The following is a 22,928-nucleotide window of genomic DNA, read 5'->3' as shown; positions in this document are numbered from 1 at the left end:
TCATTCCTTTCGACCAACCCTTTTCATGAAACCAACCCTGTCGTTGATCAGCCTATTTGTTATCGCCTCCGGCGTTTCCGCCCTTGCGATGGATCCGCATGCCGAAGCCGTTGCCAAAATTGTGGAAGGGGCCAAGGGCAAGGTCGAGAAGACCGAGGACGGGCAGAGCCTGAAGCTGGTGGATCTGGCTGTGCCGAATACCGGGCCGCATGATCATCGCAAGGAAGACCCGTATGACGCGGCTTTCTTTGAGCATCTGGGGCACATCAGCACGCTGGAGTCGCTGAACATCATCTCCACCAAGTTTAATGATGAGTGGATGCCGAACATCGCGAAGCTGACCAACCTCAAAGTGCTGCGCTTTACCAACAATGGATCGCTGACGGATGCGGGGATGGTGCAGCTGGCGGGGTTGAAGAATCTTGAATCGTTCTCGTTTGTGGGCACCAAGATCACCGGGCGTGCCTATGCGAAGTTTGAGGGTTTTACCAAGCTGGTGAAGGTGAGCCACCGTGGCAGCAGCATTGATGACGAGGGGCTGAAGGAACTGTGCGAGCATCTGCCGAACCTGGAAAGCATCAGCCTGGCGCACGCAAAGTTCACGGACGCAGGCGCTCCAAATCTGGCCAAGCTGACGAAGCTCAAGGGGCTGGAACTGGGGGCGCATGCCACTCCGGCGGCGCTGAAAAACATCACGGCCCTGCCGCTTGATTACCTGCAGCTGGGCGAAGGGTTCGATAAATCGGAGTCGCTGCCCATCGTGAAGGAGATCAAGACGCTGAAGCGACTGACGCTTACCAACTGCAAGACCACCACGGATGAGGATCTAAAGGTGCTGGCGACGATGACACAGCTCGAATCACTGGAGCTCGGCAGTCCGGCTATGCCCGCTGAGCGCCTGCCGCTGCTGCAAGGGTTTACGTTCCTCAAGGAGCTCAAAATCATTGACCGCCAGAAGGGCTATCCGGAAGAGACGCAGGCCAAGATCAAGGCGCTGCTGCCTAAGGTGGATGTGAAATTTAAGTGACACTGCTTTAACAACTCATGCGAACCCTCTGCGCCTTTCTCTTTGCCTCCGCGCTGTCCCTTGCTGCTGCGGATGTGGCGGGCTTTCCTTCTCTCAATGATGCCAGGCGCATCCATGGCGAGCTGGTCGGCCTGGATTTCATCCATCGCAGCGGAGAGTTCCGCGCGGATGATGGCAAGCTGATGAGCTTCAGCATGCTGCCGTACGCGGTCATGAAGTATCACGGTGCCGAGGCAGATCTGCGCGAGGTGCCGCTGGGGACGAAGATGACCTTTGTGATGCTGCCGGATGCGGAAGGAAAGATGACTAGGCTGACCACTACTGATGACGGCCAGGCTGCGGATGCGGCGCAGCTGAGGAAATTCCGCGAGTTTACCGAGAAGCGTGGCGTGGCGGGTTGGATCGACAAGACAGAGGGGAACACCGTCACGGTGACTTTTTTCAGCGGTGATCCGGCTGCTTTTCAGGCCGCCTATGGCGAGCTGCTCGCTGTGGGAAAAGGCGGCAAGCTCTGCGTGGCAAATGACGAGCTGCGCACTTGGAATCCGGGTGTGGACGGCGAAGGCTGCTCCATCACGGAAGTGAACAAGGTGCCCACCGAATACTTTGGCAGCAGCGGTGTGCAAGTCACGGTGAAGGTGAGCAACATGCTGGAGGGCTTTCGGCGCGGGCGTGTGGTGCGCGTTTTCCTGACGGGATGGAAAGTGCAGGATCAGTTTTATGGCGAGAGCCTGATGGGTTACGGCTTTGGGCGCATGCTGAACCAGGAGCTGGTCGAAAACGTGGCTAAGGAGTATCCGGAGCAGTTTCCCTTCCGGACAGAATTCAGCAATGCGCATCTGCCGTGGTATCAGCTCAAGGATGATGTGAAGCCGCCGCCCTTTTCCGAGCACGTGGTGTTTGGCGAACTGGTGCAGGCTGATGCAAAGACCGGCAGCGGTAAATTCATGGCTGAGCTGGCTGGCGAACAGGTGAACTTCACGCTCCTCAAGCACCACACTCTCAAATACCTGGGGGCTGATCCACAGTTTGCCCAGCTACCCACCGGGCAGCGCTACCGCTTCCACCTGTATCAGGATGCGACGGGGGCTTTTAGCCGCGTGAGCTTCATCAGCGATGACTTCAGCCATGCCAGTGCGAATGCCATCACTGCGCGCGTCACTGCCATTCACGGCAAGCGCATCCACGTGGCCTGGCAGCTGCCACTGGTGAAGGACTACAATGGTGACATGCAGCGCCCGCAGGATATTGGCAGCGCGATTCTCAAGGTGAGTGACGCCACCCGCGTGTGGAAGGGGGAGCAGCAGGTGAAGCTGGCCGATTTAAAAGAAGGAGACGCCCTGCTCTTCAACCGCACCGCTGAACTGCCTGGCAAGGCTTCAGTTTGCACCGACCTTTGGATCGGCGAGGAGACGCACAAGATGGTGACGGAGAAGATGCGCAAGCCTGCGGTGGCGAAGAAGTAGGCGTGGGGTGGAGGCTTTGGAAAAACGCTGAGGAGTGCGGCAAATCGCACAAGAGTTTTTGGAGAGTGAGGAAGGGCTCGTGCGTCAGGGGGCTGGCGAACCGCACAGAGGACTGTGCGGACCACTATCCAAGGCCAGCCTTTGGCTGTGCTCATGCTGGAACCGCAAACCGACTTTATTTCGCGGCTTCGGAGCTCTTCGCGTTCTCATCGTAGCGGTGCAGGGGGCGCACCCAGATGTTGCGGTAGCGGGTGGGGGTGTGGTGATCTTGAAGGGCGAAGACGACTTCCTGCATCTTGGTTTCCAGCGGTGCGGCGTGTTGGACGATGATGCCGTTTTGCAGGACGGTGATGCGGGCGGGCTGGAGCACGGCACCTTTGTCATCGAGTTTTGCGCATTCGCAGATGATGTCGTAGCTCTGCCATTCGCCGGGCTTGCGGCAGGCATTCACCAGCGGCGGATACTTGTGGTAAATGGCACCGGCCTGTCCATCGGGGTAGGTGTCGTTTTCGTATGAGTCGAGCACCTGGACCTCTCCCCAGCCGTGAATGAGCACGCCGCTGTTGCCACGGCCTTGGCTCTTGCCCACGACTTCGGCAGGCGTGGCCCACTCGAGGTGGATCTGGCAGGAGCCGAACTTGTCGCGGATTTCGATGTCGCCACCTTTGGGTTTGATCTCGGCATAGCCGTTTTCGATTTTCCAGTTGGGGACCTCGCTCTGGTCAGGGTCGCCTTTGCGTGGCTTGCGGATGAACTTGGAGAGGTCTTTGCCGTCAAAGAGCACGACGGCGTCGCTGGGAGCGGTGGTCGCCGTGGGCGGCGTGATCACGGTGGGGCGTGGGCGCTGCATGTCGCCCTCGCGGTAGATGCCGCCGGGGGTAAAGGGCTTTTCTTTTGGGGGCTCGGGCTGCTTGGCGGGCTCGGCGGAAGAAGCGAGGGTGGCAAGGAGGGGAAGAGTGAGGAAGAGGTGACGCATGATTTGGTAACGGCGTGGTGGTGGTGAATTTTCTGGCAAAAAGAAGGCCGACGAAATCGTCGGCCTTCCATGCTCCAGTTGCAGCGCAACTGGGCTACTTTTGGAAAGCTTTGTCCTTGGCGTTTCCGCCGCTCATGAGGTAGGCGATGAGGTTGAGGAGTTCGTCCTGGTTGAGGGTGTTGATGAGGCCGGGGGGCATCATGCTGACTTTGCGGGTGCCTTTTTTGGCGATGTCGCTTTCGTTGATGGCCATGTGGTCGTTGGGGGCGAAGGGATTGGTCATGATGAAGACCTTGCCGTTCTCTTCGACGACGATGCGGCCGACGATGACGGTGCCGTCCTTCTTGGTGATCTCGTGGCTGTCGTACTGGTCGGAGATGACCTTGCTGGGATCGACGATGTTTTCCATGAGGTCGCGCATGGTGTAGCGATTGCCAGCGCCGGTGAGGTCGGGGCCGATGCTGCCGCCGTCTCCATTGAAACGGTGGCAGGTGGCGCACATGATGCTGCGGTACATGGCCTCACCATTGGCGAAGTCGCGGCCTTTGAGGCCGCCTGCGGTGAGGGTGGCGACTTCATCGACGGTCCAGTTTTTGCCAGGGCCTTTGGGGGCCACGTAGTTGGGGATGGAGGTGCTGGCCTCGACCTTGCTGCTGAGGGCTTCGAGGGAGGCGACTTCCTCCTTGGGCACAAAGGTGGCCATGGCGTCCTTGCGGATGTTTTCGATGAAGCCTTTGAAGCTGTTGCCGCCTTTCCAAGTGCGGGCGTGGGGGAACCAGGAGAAGAAGGTCTGGCGGTGCTCGGGTGTCCAGCCTGCGGTGGCGTTTCGCAGAGCGACCATGTAGCTGATCTGCTGGGCATTGGGGCGGCTGCCAGCAGCGGCGCGTGCGGCATTGGCGTAACCGTCATTGCGGCTGAGCACGGCATCAGTGGTGACCTCCTGGAAATCGTCCTTGGTGGTGGCCATGATGGCGAGGGTTTTGGAGACGACGGTGGGGGAATCGATGGCGACGAGGATCTGGCAGAGCTCGCGGTTGATGTAGGGATCCTCTGCTGGATAGAAGGCATCGAGCGCGAGGGCGATCTTGGAGCAGATATCGGCGTCGGGCTTGCCAAGGCGGATGAGGATGAGCTCCAGAGCGCGGAGGGCGGCGAGCTGCTGGTCGAGCGGGAGTTCTGCCCCTGCGAGCTTGCCGAGTGAAAGAAGCATGAGGCCTTCGAGTTCGGCGTTTTCAGAGGAGACGTAGCCGATGGGCTCGGAGGAGGTGCCGGTGGGCTTGGCGGCGGGCCTGCCGCCTTCGTGAGAGGCCTTGGCTCCGGTGACACGTGCGAGGGCGATGAGGCCTTCGATCAAGGCGGTGGGGTTTGTTTCTGAGAGCACTTTCTGCTTCCAGAGCTCCACGGGCAGTTTTTCGATGGCGACTCGGGCCGCGTAGCGAATGTGGCGGTCGCTATGACTGAGGTTTTTCCAGGCGTCCTGCAGCGCGGCTGCGGCATCCACCTTGCCGGTGTGGTAGGCCTCCAGAGAGGCACGAAGTGTGAACTCCGCCCCAAGAGGCTGAGCTTTGGCGGGTGCGGTGGACTCCTCGCCGACATAGGTCACGCGATAGACGCCGGACTGGGATTTGCGGCCACCGACAGCGAAGTACATAGCGCCATCCTGCGGGTGGATGACGACGTCTGTGAGGGGGAGGGGCTTGCCGAAGACGAACTCCTCCTTGGTGGCGGTGTAGCTGGCGCCTTGGGGCTGGAGGTGGATGGCCCACATGGTGCCGTAGGTCCAGTCATTGATGAAGATGGCGTGCTGGTACTTAGCGGGGAATTTGGCACCCGTGCCAGCCACGACGCCTGTGGGGCTGCCGGGGCCGATGTCGAGCGTGGTGGGGAGGGAGTCGGGGTAGTAGTTGGGCCATTTGCCGCTGCCGCTGCGCCAGCCGTAGTCAGCACCGCTGACGCAGTGGTTCACACGCGTGGGGCGGTACCACGGGGAGCCGATGTCCCACTCCATGTCCGCATCGTAAGTGAAGAGCTGGCCCTGGTCGTTGAAGCAGATGTCGAACTCATTGCGGAAGCCGTAGCAAAAGAGCTCCAGGCGGCTGCCATCGGGGTTCATGCTGCAGATGTAGCCGCCGGGAGCGAGAATGCCGCGGGCGTGGCCATTGGCATCCCAGAAGCGGGGGAGAATGTGGTCTTCGCTCCAGATTTTAGCTGGGCGGCTGTCTTCGAGGCCTTCGGGCAGCTTGGTGTGGTTGCCGCAGTTGAAGAAGATGCGCTTGCCATCGGGGCTGACGGTCATGCTGTGCAGTCCGTGCTCGCCGCCACCGGCCATGGTGTGGAGCTTGGTGATCTTGTCGTACTGGTCGTCGCCGTTGGAGTCCTGCACGCGGTAGAGGCCGTTGTTCTTGCCGTCTTCATTGACCATGACGTAGAGGCTGTCGAAGGCGGCGAGGAGGCCGTGGGCTTTGCCGAGCTGGACGGAGAGCTTTTCGGGCTTGAGGGCTTCGGTTTTGCCGATGGCGGGGACGCTCATGCGGTAGATGGAGCCGTACTGGTCGCAGGCGATGAGGCGGCCTTTGGGATCCACGGTGAGGGCCACCCAGGAGCCTTCCTGGTCCTTGGGCACGTTGTAGAGTTTCTCCACCTTGAAGCCTTTAGGAACGGTGACTTCGGAGGCGGCGATGCTTTCGGCAGGGCCGCTGTTTCCACCTCTGGATTTGCCATCGAGGGCCAGGCCCCAAGGGCCCTTGCCGTAGTCGTTGATGACCAGGGCTGGCTGCCAAGCCTCTGTGCCGGTCTTGGTGGCCTCCCATTTGTCGGTGGTCTCTACGAGGACTTTCTCCTGATTGTTCGGGAGCTTGATGGTAAGGCGAGCGATGAGCGCTGCGACGCCGCCTTTGTTGCGGGCGTTGACGATGATTTCGTTCTGCTCGCCACGCTTGATGTCCTTGCTGACGTCCACCTTGGTGGGTTCCTGCCAGTCGGGATTGGTGAGGACTTTTTTGCCATTGAGGATGGCGTCTGCGCCATTGTCGCAGGTCAGCTCCAGAGTGGCGAAGTGCGCGTTGTGCGGGACTTCAAAGCGATAGCGGAAGGTGACTTTGGGATCTTTGTCGCCATTTTTGGACAGCCAGATCCACTGGGGCGCGGCGCTGGCAGCAGTGTTTAGCAAAAAGGCGAGGGCTAGCGTGGATAGAATACGAGGCAACATGGTGGCCGGAGAGTACGCACCAAATCAGCTGACGTTGCATTCTGCCAGCAACCTTTTTTGTAGAGAGTGCCTCGCGGACTCGCAGGTCCAGGGTGGGGAGGCGATCAGGCGTGATTGCTGTTTTCCGGCACCTTCTGCACCGAGAGAGAAGCGACGCGGGACTTGAGCTCCTTGCTGGGCTTGAACCGCACGACGTAGCGGTCAGGGATCATGACTTCGGAGTTGGGCTGCTTGGGATTGCGGCCGATCTTGCCGCGAGCGATGCGCAGGTCGAAGGTGCCAAAGGTGCGCAGGGTCACTTCATTGCCTTCAGCGAGGTTTTTGGAAACCAGCTCCATGAAGGCCTCCACCATGGCCAGCGTGTCGGCATGCTTGATTCCTGTTGCGTTGCTGAGCTCCGCAACCAAATCTTTCTTGGTGATCGTTGACATAAGTATCTGACTAGCGAGACGATTAATGGGGTGCAACTAAATTCTGTGTCGAAATATCCCCTATACCTACGGTGGAAGCGGTGGATTTATTTGGGGGAATCCGAAACTATCCCGGACAAAATCTCGGAGGAGGTGCGAAAGTGCATCTTGCAGAGTGTGGGTAAAACCTCTCGGCCATGCATTTGTACCAAGCTGACGGCGGATTGTTTCACATTTTCTGACACGCCTTTGTAAAAAGTCACGCCCCACTTGTGGGTTTGGTCATTGAGCCAGCGGACAAAGGCCTCGCGGGCCAGGATGGAGGCGGCGGCCACGGCGGGGTCGCTTTCCGCCTTGGTGCGCTGGACGAGCTCGATCTCCCTGCCGCGGGTCTGGAGGGCTCGCTGGAGCACGGCCGGATTGGCAAACTGGTCTGAAATGGCACGCTGGCAGCCGGGGACGCGGGTGAGGAGGGTTTCGATGACCTTGGCGTGGCCCCAGGCGAGGAGGCGGTTGAGGTTGCCGAATTTGGTGTAGAGTTCGTTATAGCGCTCCGGGTTGATGGCGATGACCTCCCATGCGAGACCGGGGATGCGGCGGATGTCGGAGGCGATCTTGAAGATGCGCTCGTCGCTGCTGATGCGCTTGCTGTCCACGGCCCCGATCTCGCGCAGGCGGTGCGCTACCTCGCCATCGACATAGACGCCTGCGATGACGAGGGGGCCGAAGAGGTCGCCTTTGCCGCTTTCATCGACCCCGATATGGGGCTGGAACATTTCAGGATGGTGCACCTCCTCATAGCCGAGCTTTGCCTCTCCGAGCACCTCGGGCTCCAGCAGCAGGGTGACGAACTCCTCGGTTTCCTTTCCCTGCACGACGATCTTGGGGCCCTTTTCATAGACGCTGATGTTCACCTTTCCTTTAGCCGCGGCGTAGAGGCAGTAGGGCTTGGCCTGAAACTCCCAGCCGCGCCCCTCCAGCAGTGTGCGCAGCTTTGCTGCCTGACTGGAGGTGAGTGCGTGGGTGTAGCTGGTGAGTGCTGGCATCAAGGATAATAATGACAAGAGCAGAGAAAGGCTCATGCAAAAAGTGCGAGATCATTCATATGTGAAGGCCGATGCCTACTCAAACCGCCAGGCTGGATCCCCGCGCCATCGCTGCCGAACTCGTGAACTGGTATGCGCAGCATGCGCGTGACTACCCGTGGCGCCGGACGCGCGACGCGTATGCCATTCTCGTCTCTGAGGTGATGCTGCAGCAGACGCAGATCACCACGGTGCTGGATCGTGGGTTTTATGCGCGCTGGATGGAGAAGTTTCCGGACTTTAAGACGCTGGCTGCTGCGAAAGAAGAGGAGGTGCTGAAGGCCTGGGAAGGTCTGGGCTACTACCGGCGCGCGCGCAACCTGCAAAAACTGGCCCGGGAGGTGATGGAGAGGCATGGAGGGGTATTTCCATGTGAACCGGCAGCTATTTTAGCCCTGCCAGGAGTGGGGCCCTATACGGCGGGTGCGGTGGCCAGTTTTGCCTTTGGTCTGGCGGAGCCGATCGTGGATGGGAACATTGCGCGAGTACTGTCGCGTCTGCATGATGATGCCACGCCGGTGGATTCCACCGCAGGGGCGAAGGTGCTGTGGGAGCGCTCGCGGGCGCTGGTGGAAGCAACAGATGATCCGCGTGCACTGAACTCTGCGCTGATGGAACTGGGGCAGACGCACTGCTCTCCCACCAAGCCCGCCTGTGATCTATGCCCGGTGCGTGCCTACTGCCGGGCTAAGGAACCTGAAGCACTGCCTGTGAAGCAGATGCGGCAGGAGATCACACCTGTGACAGAGCGCGTGATTTTTCTGCGCACGGCTGAAGGGGTGCTGCTGGAGCAGGAAACCGGAAAGCGCCGCACCGGACTGTGGAAACTGCCAGCGCTGCCTGCCGAGCATGAAGATGCGCCGCCGAAAGTGCTGGTGCGAGCGCAGTATGGCATCACCCGCTACAAGGTGACGTTGTGGGTGCATGAGCCTCATAAGCAGGCAGGGCAATGGCCTGAGACGCACCGGTTTATTGCGACCGAGGAACTGGAGTCCACGCCGATGCCGGCACCGTATCGCAAGGTACTGCAACAATTGCTGACGGGCGGCGAATTCAGGTTGAGCGCCTGAATTGTCAGGTTGCCCTTGATCAGGCATGGGCTTACCCAATCAAAATCAACCATCATCATGAAAACACGCGCCATACTTTTCTCCTGCATCGCCGTCATTCTCGCTGGTTGCAAACCTGCGGCGGAAAAAGCGGCAGACAACACGCCTGCATCTGCGCCAGCGGCGGCAAAGTCCAGCAAGCCTCAGGTGCTGGTGGCAAACTATCCGCTGCAGTACTTTGCGCAGCGCATCGCCGGGGATACGGTCGAAGTGAAGTCCCTCGCACCGAAGGATGAAGATCCTGCATTCTGGCAGCCGGATGAAGCAGCGATCACCGCCTTTCAAAATGCGGACCTGATTCTGATGAATGGGGCCACGTATTCAAAGTGGGCCGACAAGGTGACGCTGCCAGAGTCCAAGGTGGTGGACACCTCGGCGGCTTTTGCCAACAACTACATCGAGGTGCGTGATGCCGCCACGCACAGCCATGGCCCTGGTGGAGAGCACAGCCATAGCGGGACCGCCTTTACCACGTGGCTCGACTTTAATCAGGCTGCGCTGCAGGCACAGGCGGTGAGTGATGCGCTGGCCAAGCTGGTGCCGGCTGCCAAGGACGCCATCGGCAAGAATACAGAGGCGCTCAAAGAGGAACTGGAGGCTTTGGATGATCGCATGAGCGCGCTGAGCCGAAGACTGGTGCAGCATCCGCTGGTGGCATCCCATCCGGTGTATCATTATCTGGCGCGTCGCTATGGACTGAATCTGAAGTCGGTGCTGTGGGAGCCTGACAGCGTGCTGGATGACAAGGCCATGGGCGAACTCCATGAGGTGCTGGCCGGGCATCGTGCTCGGTGGATGATCTGGGAAGGCGAGCCCAGCAAGGACAATGTGGAAAAGCTTTCCGCGATGAGCATTCAGAGCCTTGTGTTTGATCCCTGTGGAAACGTGCCTGAGAAGGGAGACTTCATGAGTGTGATGAAGGGTAATGTGGAGGGTTTGGAGAAAGCCTTTCCGTGAGTGTGAGAGTTTTAGGGATGAAATGAGTGTCAGCGGATCGCTGGCTAAGAAAAATGTAGAATATCATGTTGACGGCCCAATAAAGCCGTGTCATGATCCGTTACCTTCAACACAAGCCATGAACTCCAACGAGACACATCTTAACTCATTTGCCCTGACCGCGCGTCAGACCGCAAATCTGTGTGTCAAATTGGGACGAGGTTATATGTCCGCCATTAAGGCACACGATTGGAGTCTCCCGGTAATGGGACCACACAACGAGCAGGGTGCTTGCGCGCCCGATTAGGCTGAAAAAGCCAGTTTTCCGTAGGAAGCCCTGCTCGCCCAATCCAAAGGCGGCAGGGCTTTTTGCTTTGCAGCGAACGAACCCTCAAAACTACTTTCTGAAACTCATCCAATAATTTGCGGTCTGTGACCGCCAACCCTTAACACGAAAAAACCCCGGCATCCGCGCCAACGGACACCGGGGCCAGGCCAGCCGAGCTGACTCCCGGAGGAGTCGTTTAGAGACGCCAGAGCAAGACCTGAGAACAGGTTTGCATCCTCCTACCGAATGTCAACAAAAGCAGCCGACAAATACGCATTATTCCTACGCTCAGGCGAGGAATGCGGGGGCTTATTGCCCAATTTTGACATCACGAAAAGGCTTCCCTGGGAGGTGTGCCATAAACACCGAAACATCCGCCGTGAAAGACCTGCGGGTGCGACGCCAGCGATGGGGTGATCTACACATTCCATCCCGTGCGTGGCAGCGGTGTTCGTTCTTTATAGACCAACTCTCAAAGCGGCAATCGTTTTGCGGGCTGGTCAGATTTGGCAGATCACCTCATTAAGAGGCTGATCTGCCATTCAAGGGCGCGGAGCGTGGTACTGTGGTGTGTGACTCTGTGGGAGAGAGTGGTGATCGGCCGCCTCCGTGTCCTTGAATGGCAGAACGGTGAAGTTTTTCCAATAAGATACGGCGGTGGCAGACAAGCAATGCACGGGTCTCCAAAACCCGAGGATGTGGGGGCAGTACCTACCCGCCGTGCCATCTTTTCCAATTCAAGAACGCGGCGGTAGATCGTTAAACAGGCGACCTGGACTGTAACCCCAGTGCTCATTGAGCCAGCACGGAGCATTACCGTGACGCCGCACCATTTATTCATGCCCACGAAGCACGGGGCGCACGGCAGCAACTTCATATGCCGTTATTGGCCCACCGTGGCGGTCCCCGTGTTTCTCGTGGGCGTTTCCATTTTTCAAAATGCAGGGAGAGCCAGTGCTCTGACGGGTTTCATAAGCCTGTCTTGGTTGGTGCAACTCCATCCCCTGCGTCCATTTTCATGGGCTTGTAGTGTACAAGGCGCACAGCTGGTTTGCCGCTCCTGCGGCTGTGCAGTTACTGCTCCGCACCACATGATTTCGCGCTATCGCGCGAGGCGCTGCACCCAGCAGGAGACGGAGCGTTACCGTCCTCGTCCACCATTTTTAGAATCCCCTGTGAGGTAAAGTAGCCTGTCGGCCTGTTAAGCCGATCGTCGTGGTGCGAATCCACGTCGGGGAGCCATTTCAACGGAGTACGTCCGGCATAGACGAGGAAACGGTCTCGAAAACCGCTGCGCCCTGCAAAGGCGTCCAGAGTGCGATTGCCTCTTCCGAGGCCATGTCAAAAGCGCCGGGCGTTTCAATGAGGCGCTATCGCGCCAGACATTCTCTGGTGCCCCGCCATTTTAACATCCCTCTGTAGCTCAACAGCAGAGCAGCCGGTCGATAACCGGCAGACCGTGGAGAATCACCACGCAGAGGGACCACTTTTATCAAACAACGCTGGATGGCTTAGACAGATGAGCGGCGGGTTGAAGTTCCGCACAGGTTGGCGCGATACCAACTCCAGCGACCATTTTTCAATGCGGCATTGATGTAACAGCAAGCATGCCTGTCTTCCAAACAGGGCGCGTCGGGGCAGCACCGACATGCCGCACCATTTCAGACTCCTCCGTGGCCGACGCAGAAAGGCACCTGTTTCGTAAACAGGTACATGTGGGTGCGAAACCCACCGGAGGCTCCATTTCATACATCCTTCATGGTGTAACTGTAGCATTCTTCGTTGTGAACGAAGCGGTGCCGGGGCGGATCCGGCTGAGGGAACCATTTCAATTCGTGTGCAAGACGAAGAGCCGAGTCGGCGGTCTGCAAAGCCGCCTTACCCAGTGCGAGCCTGGGGCATACGTCCATTTTTTATTCGGATACGAGAGAGCCAGCAGCACTCGCTTGCCTTGGAAGCAAGAGGAGCCCGGGGCGGCACCGGGGTATCCGACCATTTCAAAAAAGCCTTGTAGCTCAATCAGCAGAGCATCCGCCTTTGAAGCGGAGAGTTGGTGGTGCAGCGCCAAAGCGTGATAGCGCGTTATCATGAGGTGCGGAGCAGACTTCGCACATCGGCAGGAGCCGCAACTCCACCCGAGGCTGTCAGTTTTCATGCCCATGTAGTCCAACGCAGAGACAACCGCCTCAGAAGCGGTCCAGTGCGGGTGCGAGTCCTGCCATGGGCACTTTTTCATGTCTCCGTAGCTCAGCAGAAAGAGTGGCTGATTACGAATCAGCAGGCCGCAGGTGCGAATCCTGCCGGAGACACCATTTTCAATGCTCCCGTAGCTCAATGTCTAGAGCACCGCGCTTCGAACGCGGAGGCTGGAGGCGAAAGTCCTTCCGGGAGTGCCATTTCAACAAAAAGATATAAACCACCCAACACCACCCATTGAAAACCCAACAAGACATTCAAGAGAAGCATCTGCTGGCGCTGGATCGCGAGCGTCGAAAACTTTGGCGTCGCTTTCCTGAAAAAGTGATCCTTGAGCAGCCTGTTCAGCGAGGCTGGATGCGCCGCTACTTTCTCACCAACGCAGCCAAAGAACGGCCTGATGCCCCCGTGCTCGAGGCCATACTCAAGGAGATCAATGTGATCAAATATCACTGGAGACGCAGCTTTGAGCCCACCAAGCGTTGTCGGCGTCGCCAGCTGCAGCAGCTAGATCAACCGCTGCAGCGCATCAAGCCGAGGCGCCTACGGCGTGGCAATTTTCCAGCGGAGTGGAAACACTATTTCATGGTGGAGCATGTATTCCAACAGCGTGCCTGGGAACACACCTGGCGTTTTAAATGGCCTCAGCTTTTCGAACTTAAGGTGGCCCCTCGTATGGTTCGTGAACTGCCGGTCTGCGATCCTGAAGGCGACTCCCGGCTCAGTGAAATCGAAAGTATTCTGCTCAATCCTAAGCGTGCAGGACACCTGAACAAGCTGCTTGGTGTCCGGCGTTGGAAAGACTCCAAAATACGCCACGATATGCTTGATCGGTTGGCGCAAAAACGCATGCGTGCTGCCATCGCTGGTGATGTGGAGGCAGAGAAGACGGCATATGAGCGTGCCATCTTATCTGCTTCCGCACTCACTCGGAGCAAGTCCCGCCAGCGCTTCTTCTAACATGGAACGTCAGCCGGACCAGCGTGCCGGAATTGCTGCTGCGCAGCTATGCGGAATAGGCTTCGCTTTGATCATGCGCTGTCGCGCAGGCGTTCGGTGCTAACGAGATCGTGCCGCCATAGCGCGGCATGAGGAGCTGTTGATTCGCCCACCGCCTCACGGCGGGCTCACCCTTCCGGGCTGCCTTTGGCAGTCTGTCTCGTGCCCAGGCCAGAGCACTCGGCTCTCGGCGTTCCGCCATTTTTCAAAGCCCACGAATGCAAAGTCGTCGAGCGACAGGTCCTTCAAATCTGGCCTAGCGGGTGCGAGTCCCGCCGTGGGTGCCAATTTTTTTCTGCATGGAGCAGGGAATCACGAAGCAGAGAGCCTCAAACAGTAAAAACAACCGGGCTCCATTCCAGTCTCCATGCCTTCACGGTCCAAAGCTTAGAAAGCGAAGCAGCCGGCTTTTAACCGGCATAGCAGGGTGCATGTCCCTGTGGGCCGACCATTTTTCACCTCTAACACCAATAAACTCATGAAACACCAACCCAGTTAGCCGGCGAGTCTTCCCACCGGCGTCATCCTTGTCAGGAAGATCGCTGTCACATCCGTCCAGCGTGCCCGTCTGCGGGCAGATCGTACGGATGATGATTCGATGATTCCTTTATGAAACTCGAACATCTCGAACGTGCGTTTGAATCCATCGGTGCACGGCTTCGTTTGGAGGCTCCGGCTCGCAGCCGGGGCGCTTCCTCGGGATACTCGCTCGACATCGGACATGATCGTCACGGACAGTTCTTCGCCCTGCGGGGCGATGATGCGAGCCTTGCGGAGGTGGAGTTCTCCCTGCTGAACAAGCAGGAGGACAACCGCCATTTGCTGCTCCTTGTGAAAAACGAGGAAAGCAAACGCAAGGACCGCTTTCTGTGCGGTCACGATGAGCGCGAATGGTTTGTCGCCGCTGTTCCAGGCACTGCATCCACCGTGGTGCAGGCCAAGGAGGCGCTGAAACCGGCTCCCGTGCGCCAGGCGCAGGCTCGCAAGAACCTGAATGCCCGGCAGGCCAACACCAGGAACAACGCGGCCTTCCGCCGTCAGGGCGAGTGGTTCTTCGTGCCAGTGGAAAAACCATTGGCCGTGGATCCCAAGCTCATCCTGCGTCATGAGCCCATCTCTCGTGGAGGCGGCAGCAAGCCGCACCTCGTGGAGCAGCTCTACCGCACTGGCGGCGAACTGGTCTATGTCAACCGACAGCACCCACAGGGCATCTCCGAGACTCAGTATTCCAAACTGATCCGCCGGAACCCTGATGCGAAGAAGTGGATCTGGCAGACGATGCGACGCAATCCGGGCGTGTATGCCCGGGGCGCGATCCGCCATGCCGACCATGCCACCATCGTGCTTCACGACTGGCACCAGGTCTTGATGAACGAGGAGCACCGTGCTGCCTCGCGCAGCAATCTGGCCTTCCTCGACTGATTCAAACCGACACGTTCAAACCATCGCGTGTGCGGCATGCCCATCGGTGTGCCGCACGCGCCATTTTCTTTTTAGATTGATCTGAGGCAGCAAGGCCGGGGATACTCCGGAAATCGTGGGTTCAAATCCCATCATCCTGGCGACAGGGTGAAGCCCCGGCCGCTTTTCTCCTCAGATTCTTTTTTCCATTTCGCGGCAGTGAAGACAGGATTTCTTCGCGACATAACACCAAACTGAAGTGCGGTGCCCATGAGTTGGGGTTCGGTGAAAGCCGGATCTGGGTTCGATTCCCGGCTCCTCAGTTAGAGCCTGTCTGCTTTTCTCCGCGATCCTTTTTTTGGGGCAGTGAGACTGGAGTTACTTCGAATCAAATCGACCTGTTGCAGGTTCGAGTCCTGCCAGGTGCCAACAGGCATCTGTAGCTCAATGGTAGAGCGGTTGGATGCCAACGCATCCGTTCTCCGGTCGCCTTTCTCCCCAAATCCCTTTTCCGAAATCCAGACCATCTTGCGGCAGCGATGCCCGGGTTACTTCGGGAGCCGGTGTGCTCGCAAGGGCGCCGGCGGCTTATCACGGGCCGTCTCCCAGGCAAATTTTCTCCGCATTCCACCCACTACTCATCATCATGAAATTCAATTTCCTCAAAAAACGCCCACGTGCCGATACGCTTAACCTCGCGGGTGGCGAGGCCTTCACAGAATCCGCCAAGCTGGAGCTGGCCTCCATCATGCTCACTTCCATGCTCAAAGACGAGCACTATCGCAGTGGCGATGTCACGACGGTGCGGCTGCGACAGCTGATTTCGGCTCATGCAGACAAACGTTTCGTCGCCAAGGCTGCCCTGTATGCCCGCAAGCAGGCCGGCATGCGCAGTGTGAGCCATCTCACGGCTGCGGAGCTGGCCAAAAGCGTGAAGGGAGAGTCGTGGACGGCGCGGTTTTATGACCGTGTGGTTCATCGGCCTGATGATGCCATCGAGATCCTGGCTTGCTATCGCGGTGCCTACGGGAAGGTGATTCCCAATTCGCTCAAGAAAGGCCTCGGTCGTGCTCTGGCGCGCTTCGATGAGTATCAGCTGGCAAAGTACCGCAAGGACAACGCTGATCTCTCTCTGGTGGATGTGGTGAACCTCGTGCATCCGCCTGCTACCGAAGCGCTGGGCAAGCTGGTGAAGGGCACGCTGGCTGCGGCCGAAACTTGGGAGACAAAACTCACCCAAGCTGGCGCTGCTGCCCAAGGCGAAGACGACCTGGCCGAGCTGAAACGTGAGGCGTGGTCGGAACTCATCCGCACGCGGAAGCTGGGCTATTTTGCCCTGCTGCGAAACCTGCGCAACGTGCTCGAATCTGCTCCGGAGGCTGTGGACCAGGCGCTGGCGATGCTGCGGGATGAAAACCTCATCCGCAAATCGCTGGTGCTGCCGTTCCGCTTTCAGACGGCGCTCGATGCCGTGCAGGCGAGCCATCTGCCACGTGCGGCTGATGCACTGGCGGCCCTTAGCGATGCCGTGGACATCTCGCTCGCGAATGTGCCTTCCTTTCCCGGACGCACACTCGTCGCGCTGGATGGCTCCGGTTCCATGGTGGGGCGTCCGCTGCAGATCGGCTCGCTCTTTGCGGCCACGCTGCTGAAGGCGAATGACGCCGATGTCATTCTTTTCAGCAACAACGCCAAATACGTCACGCTTAACAAGCGCGACAGCACGCTCTCGCTGGCCAAATGGCTGCAAGGGCAGGCACAGTCGGCAGGCACCGACTTCAATTCCATCTTCCAGTGCGCAGACCGGGCGTATGACCGTGTCATCATCCTCTCTGACATGCAGGGCTGGGTGGGGCACCACACGCCTGTGGAGACCTTCCGCCGCTGGAAAGAGCGCCACGACTGCGATCCGAAAGTGTTCAGCTTTGACCTGACCGGTTACGGGTCCCTGCAGTTTCCAGAGCGCCAGGTTTGCTGCCTGGCGGGCTTCAGCGACAAAACGCTGGAGACTCTGCATCTGCTGGACTCCGACCCAGGCGCGCTGATCCACACGATCGAGGCCGTGGAGCTTTAGGCTCTTGAAGCTCTTTAGCAGAGCCACCACTTGCGCCGCTTCCCACTGCGGGAGCGGCGCACTTTTTATTTTCCCCATTCAATCCATAGAAAGAAACCAACTCCCAATGAGTGCCAATGATGTGTCCCTGAAAGTCCGAAGTACGCTGGCCCAGATCGAAACCGAGCAGAACGTGCGCGTGCTGTATGCCTGCGAAAGCGGCAGCCGTGCGTGGGGATTTGCCTCGCAGGACAGCGACTATGATGTGCGCTTTCTGTACGTGCATCGCCGCGAGTGGTATCTGTCCATCGAGGACCGGCGCGATGTGATCGAGAAGCCGCTGAGCGAAGAGCTGGATGTGAGCGGATGGGAACTGCGTAAGGCGCTGCGCCTGCTGCGGAAGAGCAATCCGCCGCTGCTGGAGTGGCTGAAGTCGCCGGTGGTGTATCATCACGATCCGGTCTTCACGCGTGAGTTCGATGAGCTGGCCGGGATGTTTTACTCCCCGCGCCGCTGCTTCTCGCATTACCTGCACATGGCGTCCGGCAACTGGCGCGAGTATCTGGAGGGACGGGATCAGGTGAGCTTGAAAAAGTACCTCTATGTGTTCCGCCCGCTGATGGCCTGCCGCTGGATCGAGCGCTCGCTCGGCCAGGTGCCCATGCTGTTTCAGGAGCTGGTGGATGCCGTGCTGGATGAGCGTGAAGTCCGTGATGCGCTGGAGGCCCTTGTGGCCCGCAAGCGTGCCGGATGCGAGCTGAGCCAGTCGGCCCCGGATGAAACGCTCTCGCGCTTCATCGCCACCGAACTGAAGAGGCTGAAGGCGCTGAATGATCCCGAGGACTCCATGGGCGACATGGATGAACTGGATCTGTTCTTCCGGCGGTATGCTCTGAGGAACTGAGCACCAGCATCAACTACGGCGGCCTGGAGGGGCTGAACACCCTTCAGGCCGCCTTTTTCTGCAAAGAACGAACACCGCTGCCGGGAAGTACGTGCCGGGATGTCAGCCCACCAACGACCCTGCATCCCATGAACGAAGTCCTCACCAAATCCACTGTGCTCGTGCTCAACCGCAACTGGCAGGCCATCGGCGTGAAAACGCCGCTGGAAGCTTTCAGCATGATCGCGACCGGGGCGGCCACAGCGCTCGATATCGAGACCGATGGAAACATCCGTCCGGTGACATGGAAGGAATGGCTGACGCTGCCTGTGCGGGATGGAGACAACGCCATCGGCACCGTGAGTGGCTTGGTGCGCGTGCCCTCCGTTCTGGTGCTGGCCCGCTACGACAAGGTGCCGAAGAAACGCCCGAAGTTTGGCGTACGCGGCATCTGGGAGCGCGACGGTGGTGTGTGCCAGTACACGGGTCGCAAGCTGCGCCCGCACGAGGGCAACATCGACCACGTGGTGCCGCTCTCCCGGGGAGGCCCCACCTCCTGGGAGAACTGCGTGCTGGCCGACAAGCGCGTGAACAGCCGCAAGGGCAGCAAGCTGCCTGAAGAGGCCGGGCTGAAGCTGCTGCGACGACCTGCCGTGCCCCGGGAGCTGCCAGTGACGCAGCTCATCCGTAATACGCACCAGGTGCCGGAGTGGGAGATGTTTCTGACCAAGTAAGCCACGCCGCCGGGGAGGGGGACTCCTTTCCCGGCGGCATCCGGCATTCCTGGGAGGAAACGATCTTGCCACTTGGCAAAACGCAAACTCTCGCCAGCGTAGCGGTCCAACATCAAGAAGCGGTCATCCACGTGCCGCTTCTTCGTGCCGAAATTCCCAACTCAGGAGCTGTGCATGAATGAAATGTTGAACAAATCGATTGTACTGGTGCTGAACAGGCACTGGCAGGCCATCGACTCCAAAACGCCCATGGAGTCTTTCAGCATGATGGCGGCGGGCAATGCCACTGCGCTGGACATCCATACCGGAGGAGACATGCGTCCCGTGACATGGGACGATTGGCTGAAGCTGGAAGTACGCGCTGGAGACAACAGCATCGGCACGGTGCACGGACAGGTGCGTGTGCCTTCGGTGCTGGTGCTGGCGCGCTTTGACAAAGTGCCCAAACGCAGGCCCAAGTTTTGCGCGAAGGCCATCTGGGAGCGCGACGGCGGGACGTGCCAGTACACGGGCCGCAAGCTGCGACCGCATGAGGGCAACATCGACCACATCATCCCCGTCTCGCGCGGAGGTCCGAGCAACTGGGAAAATTGCGTGCTGGCCGACCGCAAGATCAACAGCCGCAAGGGCAACAAGCTGCCCGAGGAGGCAGGGCTGAAGCTGCTGCGCCGGCCGGTGGCCCCACGTGAGATTCCTGTGACCCAGCTCATCAAGAACCACTACCGCGTGCGTGACTGGGAGATGTTTCTCTCCGGGGCGACAGGGGTGTTTGAGGTCTGAAGGCTCGCGGGCGCGCCTGCAAAAACAAAGGCGTGCGATGACTCGCACGCCTTTGGGATTGTGACTCGTTATGGCAGGCTTTTTCAGCCGAGCTTGGCACCCACCTTGGTCAGGATGGCTTCCAGCATACGTCCGTATTTGATGTAGCTGTCATACTGCTCCTTGGCCTTTTGTTCAGGGGAGAGATTGTCAGCGGCACCGGCGCCGTGGAAGACGACGGCCACGTGGGGTTCGATGCTGATGTAGCCGTTGTAGCCGGTTTCCACGAGATCCTTCATGATGCGCTCGGTCTGGCCTTCGCCCTCGCCGGGGAAGGTGTAAACGGCGTCGTTCTTGGTCTTGTCCCAGATGCCGTCCTTCACGTGCACATGGGCCATGTAGGGCTTGATAGCCTGATACATTTCCCAGGCGTCCTGCTTGTGGCCGGGCTTGTCGCGGTCGTCAATGAAGACAGGGTTGCCGGTGTCGAAGACCCACTTCATGCCGGGGACGGCCTCCGCCATGCGCTGCACGTAGGTGGGGCTCATGCCGCCCCAGTTCATGCAGTTTTCATGCAGCACGGTGATGCCGGCATCAGCGAAGCGCTGATTGATGATGCGCATGCGCTTGATACGCTCTTCGGCAAACTGCTCCTCGAGATCTGCACCGGCGTCGTTTTTGCAGACGGCGTAGCTCATGACGCGGATCATTTTGGCGCCCAGGCGCTGCATGCGGGGAATGGCACGGCCGATTTCGGCCTCCGTGATGCTAAAGTCGTCGGTGATTTTTTTGGCCCAGTTGCCGATGAGGGAGCCGAAGCCGCAGACCTTCATGCCCTTCTGCTCCAGATGGGCGACGACCTTGTCGAACACGGCGTCGGGGATCTCGTGCAGGTTTCCCTTCACGCCGTCAAAGTCCACGATGCGGGACTCGATGCTGTCCCAGCCGAGCTCTTTGTGGGCCTGGATTTGCACATCCAGAGATGCGCCTGCTTCGTCTGCAATGCCGGTGAGTTTGATCATGATAGAGTAGGGGGAAATGAGTGGGCAGGATTCATGGATGCTGAGCGCTGCAGCGCAAGGAGCAGTTCAGCTTGCGGCTATTTGGACGCACTGGGGGGTTCGTCTTTGAAGCGATAGCTCTGCGCTGAACCACTCAAATGAGGGATTATGAACTGATAATGAAAGGCTTAATTATCAAATGTGAGATATTTTGAAAATAGAATAATCAAAATTATAACAAGGATAAAAATTCCCTTGTCTGTGATAAGCATTTGTTTATCATGGTATTTATAAAGATGATCAAAATAATCAACTCCAGCCTTTCCAAAGTGCTCGTCTGCATCGGCACAGGCATGGAATTGGTGAGATTTGCGCCGGTAATCAAGGCTTTGGAGAAACGGGGGGTGGCTGTTGTGACGGTGACCCTGGGGCAACGTGACGAGTCGCTGAAGGGGCTTTTTGAGCTGTTTGGACTGCGTGCGCAGCACCAGTTGGAAACCATGTGCTATGGAAAACCCGCTGACGTACTGGGCAGCCGCCAGCTGGACCGCCTGGATGCTGTGCTGGCGGAAGAAAAACCGGATCTAGTGCTGGTACAAGGGGACAATGAGTCTGCAGTGCTGGGGTCTCTGGCCGCCTTTAACCGTGGCATTCCTGTGGGACACCTGGAAGCCGGGCAGATGACGGGCGGCGCTCAAAGTCCGTATCCGGAAGGAATGTACCGACGTTTGGTCGGAAGGATTGTGGGAGGGCATTTTGCCGCCACTGAGGCGAGCCGTCGCATTTTGATTGAGGAAGGGAGTGCTGCAGATTCCGTGCACGTGGTGGGCAACACCTCTGTGGACGCCCTGCACCAGACCCTGGCCTCAAGGCGTCCGGGAAAGACCGTGGAACTGATGCAGCAGTGGGTGGCGGGGCGACGCCTGGTGCTGGTGTCTGAGTTCAACGGCGCAACTGGGGATGATGAACTGGTGACCGCTGTGAAGGCGCTACGCGAGTTTGTCGAAGGACAACCGGACCTGTGCATGATTTTTCCGCTGCCTTCGAGCCCGGAAGTGCGGGCTGTGGTGACCGCAGAGCTGGACTGTCATCCGCGTGTGCGACTGATGGATCCGCTGGATTATGGCGACACCATTCACCTGCTCTCCGGGGCGTGGCTGGTGGTGTCTGACTCAGGCGGCTTCCAAGAGGAAGCGGCCTCCCTGGGGGTGCCGATGATCGTGATGAATGAGGGATGGCTCTGTGCTGAGGCCGTGGAAAGCGGGGTGGTGCGCCATGCCGGATCTGCGGTGGAAAGCCTGCGCAATGTGCTGCAGTCCGCGCTGACAGACGACTCCTGGCATGCCAGCGCTGGTCGTGCGCGTGATTTGTCTGGAGACGGTCATGCAGCGGCACGCCTCTGCGATCTGCTGCTGGGAGCGCGGAGTCCGCGCTTTGCCACACAGCCTCTGCGGATGGCTGCGTAGGCTGAGGCCGGGGCTCAGGTCAGCAAGGCGGTGGCGTTTTGCCAGTGTACGGCGGCGGACTGAGCGGGAGAGAGCGCGGACTCTTGCAGTTTCAAGCGGGCGGACTCCCAGTAGAAAACGGGGGCGTAGGAGCCAAACACCAGCCGGTCCTGAGGCCAGGTTTTGAGGAGGTTTTCCACGCCACCTACGCCTTCGATCATGGCAAAATCGAGCCAGAGGTTTGGGCAGGTCTGCACGTGGCGCAGCAGCATGGCGGAATTGGCATTGAGCAGCATGACGCGTGCGTCCTTTATTTCCTGGAGGATGCCGGGCAGCGGCTGGAGATCCACCGGGGCGACGCGCACCACTGGATTTTGAGTGCGCTCGTCTTCCATCTGCACCACCAGCTGGATCAGCAGCCGGTGTTTTGCCGACAAGGCGAGAAGCTCGCGGAAGGCGGGCGTCTTGAGATCGTAGGCATGGTAATTGGGATGGAGGCGGATGATGCGCATGCCGTGGTCTTCAGTGCAGCGTCTCACATCCTCCTGCCAATCGGGCAGGGTGGGATTGATGGTGCCGCAGGGACGCAGCATGGTGCCCTGGCAGGCCTGAGCCAGCGAGCGGTTCACAGCAGCCACATCGCGCCGAAGGAGGCCCTCGAAGGAACCTGCCCATGCGTCTGTCACGCCGCGTTTGCCGAGGGCCTGGATGAACTCATCGCGGTTTTCAGCGCCGAGTTTGCGGAAAGGATTGGCTCCAAGATAGACATGGCAGTCGGTGAGCCTGGCCTCGTCTGCCGCGTGAAGGGATGCGGCGGCCAGCGCGGCGCTGGAGGTGAGAATGAAATTCCGGCGGTTCATGGAGTGGTGGCTAGAATGAGGTGGCAGGGAAGAAAAGCGGTTCCTCCCGGCT

Annotated in this window: 17 protein-coding genes and 7 tRNA genes; 18 read left to right on the top strand and 6 right to left on the bottom strand. The window is 59.0% G+C overall.

The annotated features are described in order from the left end of the window. The first annotated feature begins 25 nt into the window (after positions 1-25). Complete coding sequence (locus HNQ65_RS19560) at positions 26-1,027, top strand: leucine-rich repeat domain-containing protein (protein ID WP_184342127.1); 1,002 nt, start codon at positions 26-28, stop codon at positions 1,025-1,027. 17 nt (positions 1,028-1,044) lie between these two features. Then, the gene (locus HNQ65_RS19555; RefSeq protein WP_184342125.1) at positions 1,045-2,493 is read left to right on the top strand and encodes a hypothetical protein; all 1,449 of its coding nucleotides are present in this window, start codon (positions 1,045-1,047) and stop codon (positions 2,491-2,493) included. Between the two features lie 175 nt (positions 2,494-2,668). On the opposite strand, the gene HNQ65_RS19550 is transcribed toward HNQ65_RS19555, so the two are convergent. From HNQ65_RS19550 to rnhC, 4 genes are all read right to left on the bottom strand, one after another. After that, complete coding sequence (locus HNQ65_RS19550; RefSeq protein ID WP_221306221.1) at positions 2,669-3,469, bottom strand: 3-keto-disaccharide hydrolase; 801 nt, start codon at positions 3,467-3,469, stop codon at positions 2,669-2,671. Positions 3,470-3,563: 94 nt separating this feature from the next. Continuing rightward, positions 3,564-6,677: a c-type cytochrome gene (locus HNQ65_RS19545; protein WP_184342123.1), complete on the bottom strand. Its 3,114-nt coding sequence runs from the start codon at positions 6,675-6,677 to the stop codon at positions 3,564-3,566. Positions 6,678-6,781: 104 nt separating this feature from the next. Beyond that, entirely contained in the window at positions 6,782-7,108 is a 327-nt protein-coding gene (locus tag HNQ65_RS19540) for an HU family DNA-binding protein (RefSeq protein WP_184342121.1), read from the bottom strand. A gap of 86 nt (positions 7,109-7,194) precedes the next feature. Further along, the gene (gene rnhC / locus HNQ65_RS19535; protein WP_184342119.1) at positions 7,195-8,133 is read right to left on the bottom strand and encodes a ribonuclease HIII; all 939 of its coding nucleotides are present in this window, start codon (positions 8,131-8,133) and stop codon (positions 7,195-7,197) included. Between the two features lie 71 nt (positions 8,134-8,204). Here rnhC and HNQ65_RS19530 point away from each other — a divergent pair, with 71 nt between their 5' ends. From HNQ65_RS19530 to HNQ65_RS19460, 15 genes are all read left to right on the top strand, one after another. Continuing rightward, positions 8,205-9,242: an A/G-specific adenine glycosylase gene (locus tag HNQ65_RS19530; protein ID WP_184342117.1), complete on the top strand. Its 1,038-nt coding sequence runs from the start codon at positions 8,205-8,207 to the stop codon at positions 9,240-9,242. 57 nt (positions 9,243-9,299) lie between these two features. Further along, positions 9,300-10,238, top strand: a complete 939-nt coding sequence (locus HNQ65_RS19525) for a metal ABC transporter substrate-binding protein (RefSeq protein ID WP_184342115.1) — start codon at positions 9,300-9,302, stop codon at positions 10,236-10,238. Between the two features lie 958 nt (positions 10,239-11,196). Continuing rightward, positions 11,197-11,271: transfer RNA gene (locus tag HNQ65_RS19520), tRNA-Trp, on the top strand. An 858-nt stretch (positions 11,272-12,129) separates the two neighbouring features. Then, positions 12,130-12,204, top strand: a tRNA-Gly gene (locus tag HNQ65_RS19515). A 345-nt stretch (positions 12,205-12,549) separates the two neighbouring features. After that, positions 12,550-12,689, top strand: a tRNA-Gln gene (locus tag HNQ65_RS19510). An 11-nt stretch (positions 12,690-12,700) separates the two neighbouring features. Continuing rightward, a tRNA-Leu gene (locus HNQ65_RS19505) sits at positions 12,701-12,772 on the top strand. 9 nt (positions 12,773-12,781) lie between these two features. Beyond that, positions 12,782-12,857 (top strand) — tRNA-Arg (locus HNQ65_RS19500). 8 nt (positions 12,858-12,865) lie between these two features. Continuing rightward, a tRNA-Arg gene (locus HNQ65_RS19495) sits at positions 12,866-12,941 on the top strand. 37 nt (positions 12,942-12,978) lie between these two features. Continuing rightward, positions 12,979-13,701 carry a hypothetical protein gene (locus HNQ65_RS19490; protein WP_184342113.1) on the top strand — a complete coding sequence of 241 codons (723 nt, stop codon included), beginning with the start codon at positions 12,979-12,981 and terminating at the stop codon, positions 13,699-13,701. Between the two features lie 249 nt (positions 13,702-13,950). Further along, positions 13,951-14,027, top strand: a tRNA-Glu gene (locus HNQ65_RS19485). 322 nt (positions 14,028-14,349) lie between these two features. Beyond that, complete coding sequence (locus HNQ65_RS19480) at positions 14,350-15,162, top strand: hypothetical protein (protein ID WP_184342111.1); 813 nt, start codon at positions 14,350-14,352, stop codon at positions 15,160-15,162. 625 nt (positions 15,163-15,787) lie between these two features. After that, positions 15,788-17,215, top strand: a complete 1,428-nt coding sequence (locus HNQ65_RS19475; protein WP_184342109.1) for a TROVE domain-containing protein — start codon at positions 15,788-15,790, stop codon at positions 17,213-17,215. A gap of 106 nt (positions 17,216-17,321) precedes the next feature. After that, positions 17,322-18,098, top strand: coding sequence for a nucleotidyltransferase domain-containing protein (locus HNQ65_RS19470; protein WP_184342107.1), 777 nt, complete (start codon positions 17,322-17,324; stop codon positions 18,096-18,098). A 128-nt stretch (positions 18,099-18,226) separates the two neighbouring features. After that, on the top strand, positions 18,227-18,811 hold the full coding sequence (locus HNQ65_RS19465; RefSeq protein ID WP_184342105.1) for an HNH endonuclease: 585 nt from the start codon (positions 18,227-18,229) through the stop codon (positions 18,809-18,811). 174 nt (positions 18,812-18,985) lie between these two features. After that, positions 18,986-19,591: an HNH endonuclease gene (locus tag HNQ65_RS19460; protein WP_184342103.1), complete on the top strand. Its 606-nt coding sequence runs from the start codon at positions 18,986-18,988 to the stop codon at positions 19,589-19,591. A gap of 83 nt (positions 19,592-19,674) precedes the next feature. Here the strand turns inward: HNQ65_RS19460 and HNQ65_RS19455 are convergent, their stop codons facing one another. Next, positions 19,675-20,592, bottom strand: coding sequence for a sugar phosphate isomerase/epimerase family protein (locus tag HNQ65_RS19455; protein WP_184342101.1), 918 nt, complete (start codon positions 20,590-20,592; stop codon positions 19,675-19,677). A 275-nt stretch (positions 20,593-20,867) separates the two neighbouring features. Between HNQ65_RS19455 and wecB the strand changes: the two genes are divergently transcribed. After that, a complete protein-coding gene (gene wecB, locus HNQ65_RS19450) occupies positions 20,868-22,037 on the top strand; it encodes a non-hydrolyzing UDP-N-acetylglucosamine 2-epimerase (protein WP_184342099.1) in 1,170 nt (389 codons plus the stop codon). Between the two features lie 14 nt (positions 22,038-22,051). Here wecB and HNQ65_RS19445 read toward each other — a convergent pair whose 3' ends face one another. Then, positions 22,052-22,876, bottom strand: a complete 825-nt coding sequence (locus HNQ65_RS19445) for an amidohydrolase family protein (RefSeq protein WP_184342097.1) — start codon at positions 22,874-22,876, stop codon at positions 22,052-22,054. Between the last annotated feature and the right edge of the window lie 52 nt (positions 22,877-22,928).

It is taken from the genome of Prosthecobacter vanneervenii (assembly GCF_014203095.1).
GTDB classification, from domain to species: Bacteria; Verrucomicrobiota; Verrucomicrobiia; order Verrucomicrobiales; family Verrucomicrobiaceae; genus Prosthecobacter; species Prosthecobacter vanneervenii.
The sequence above is the reverse complement of the archived record's forward strand: the minus strand, read 5'-3'. Positions and strand labels throughout refer to the sequence as shown.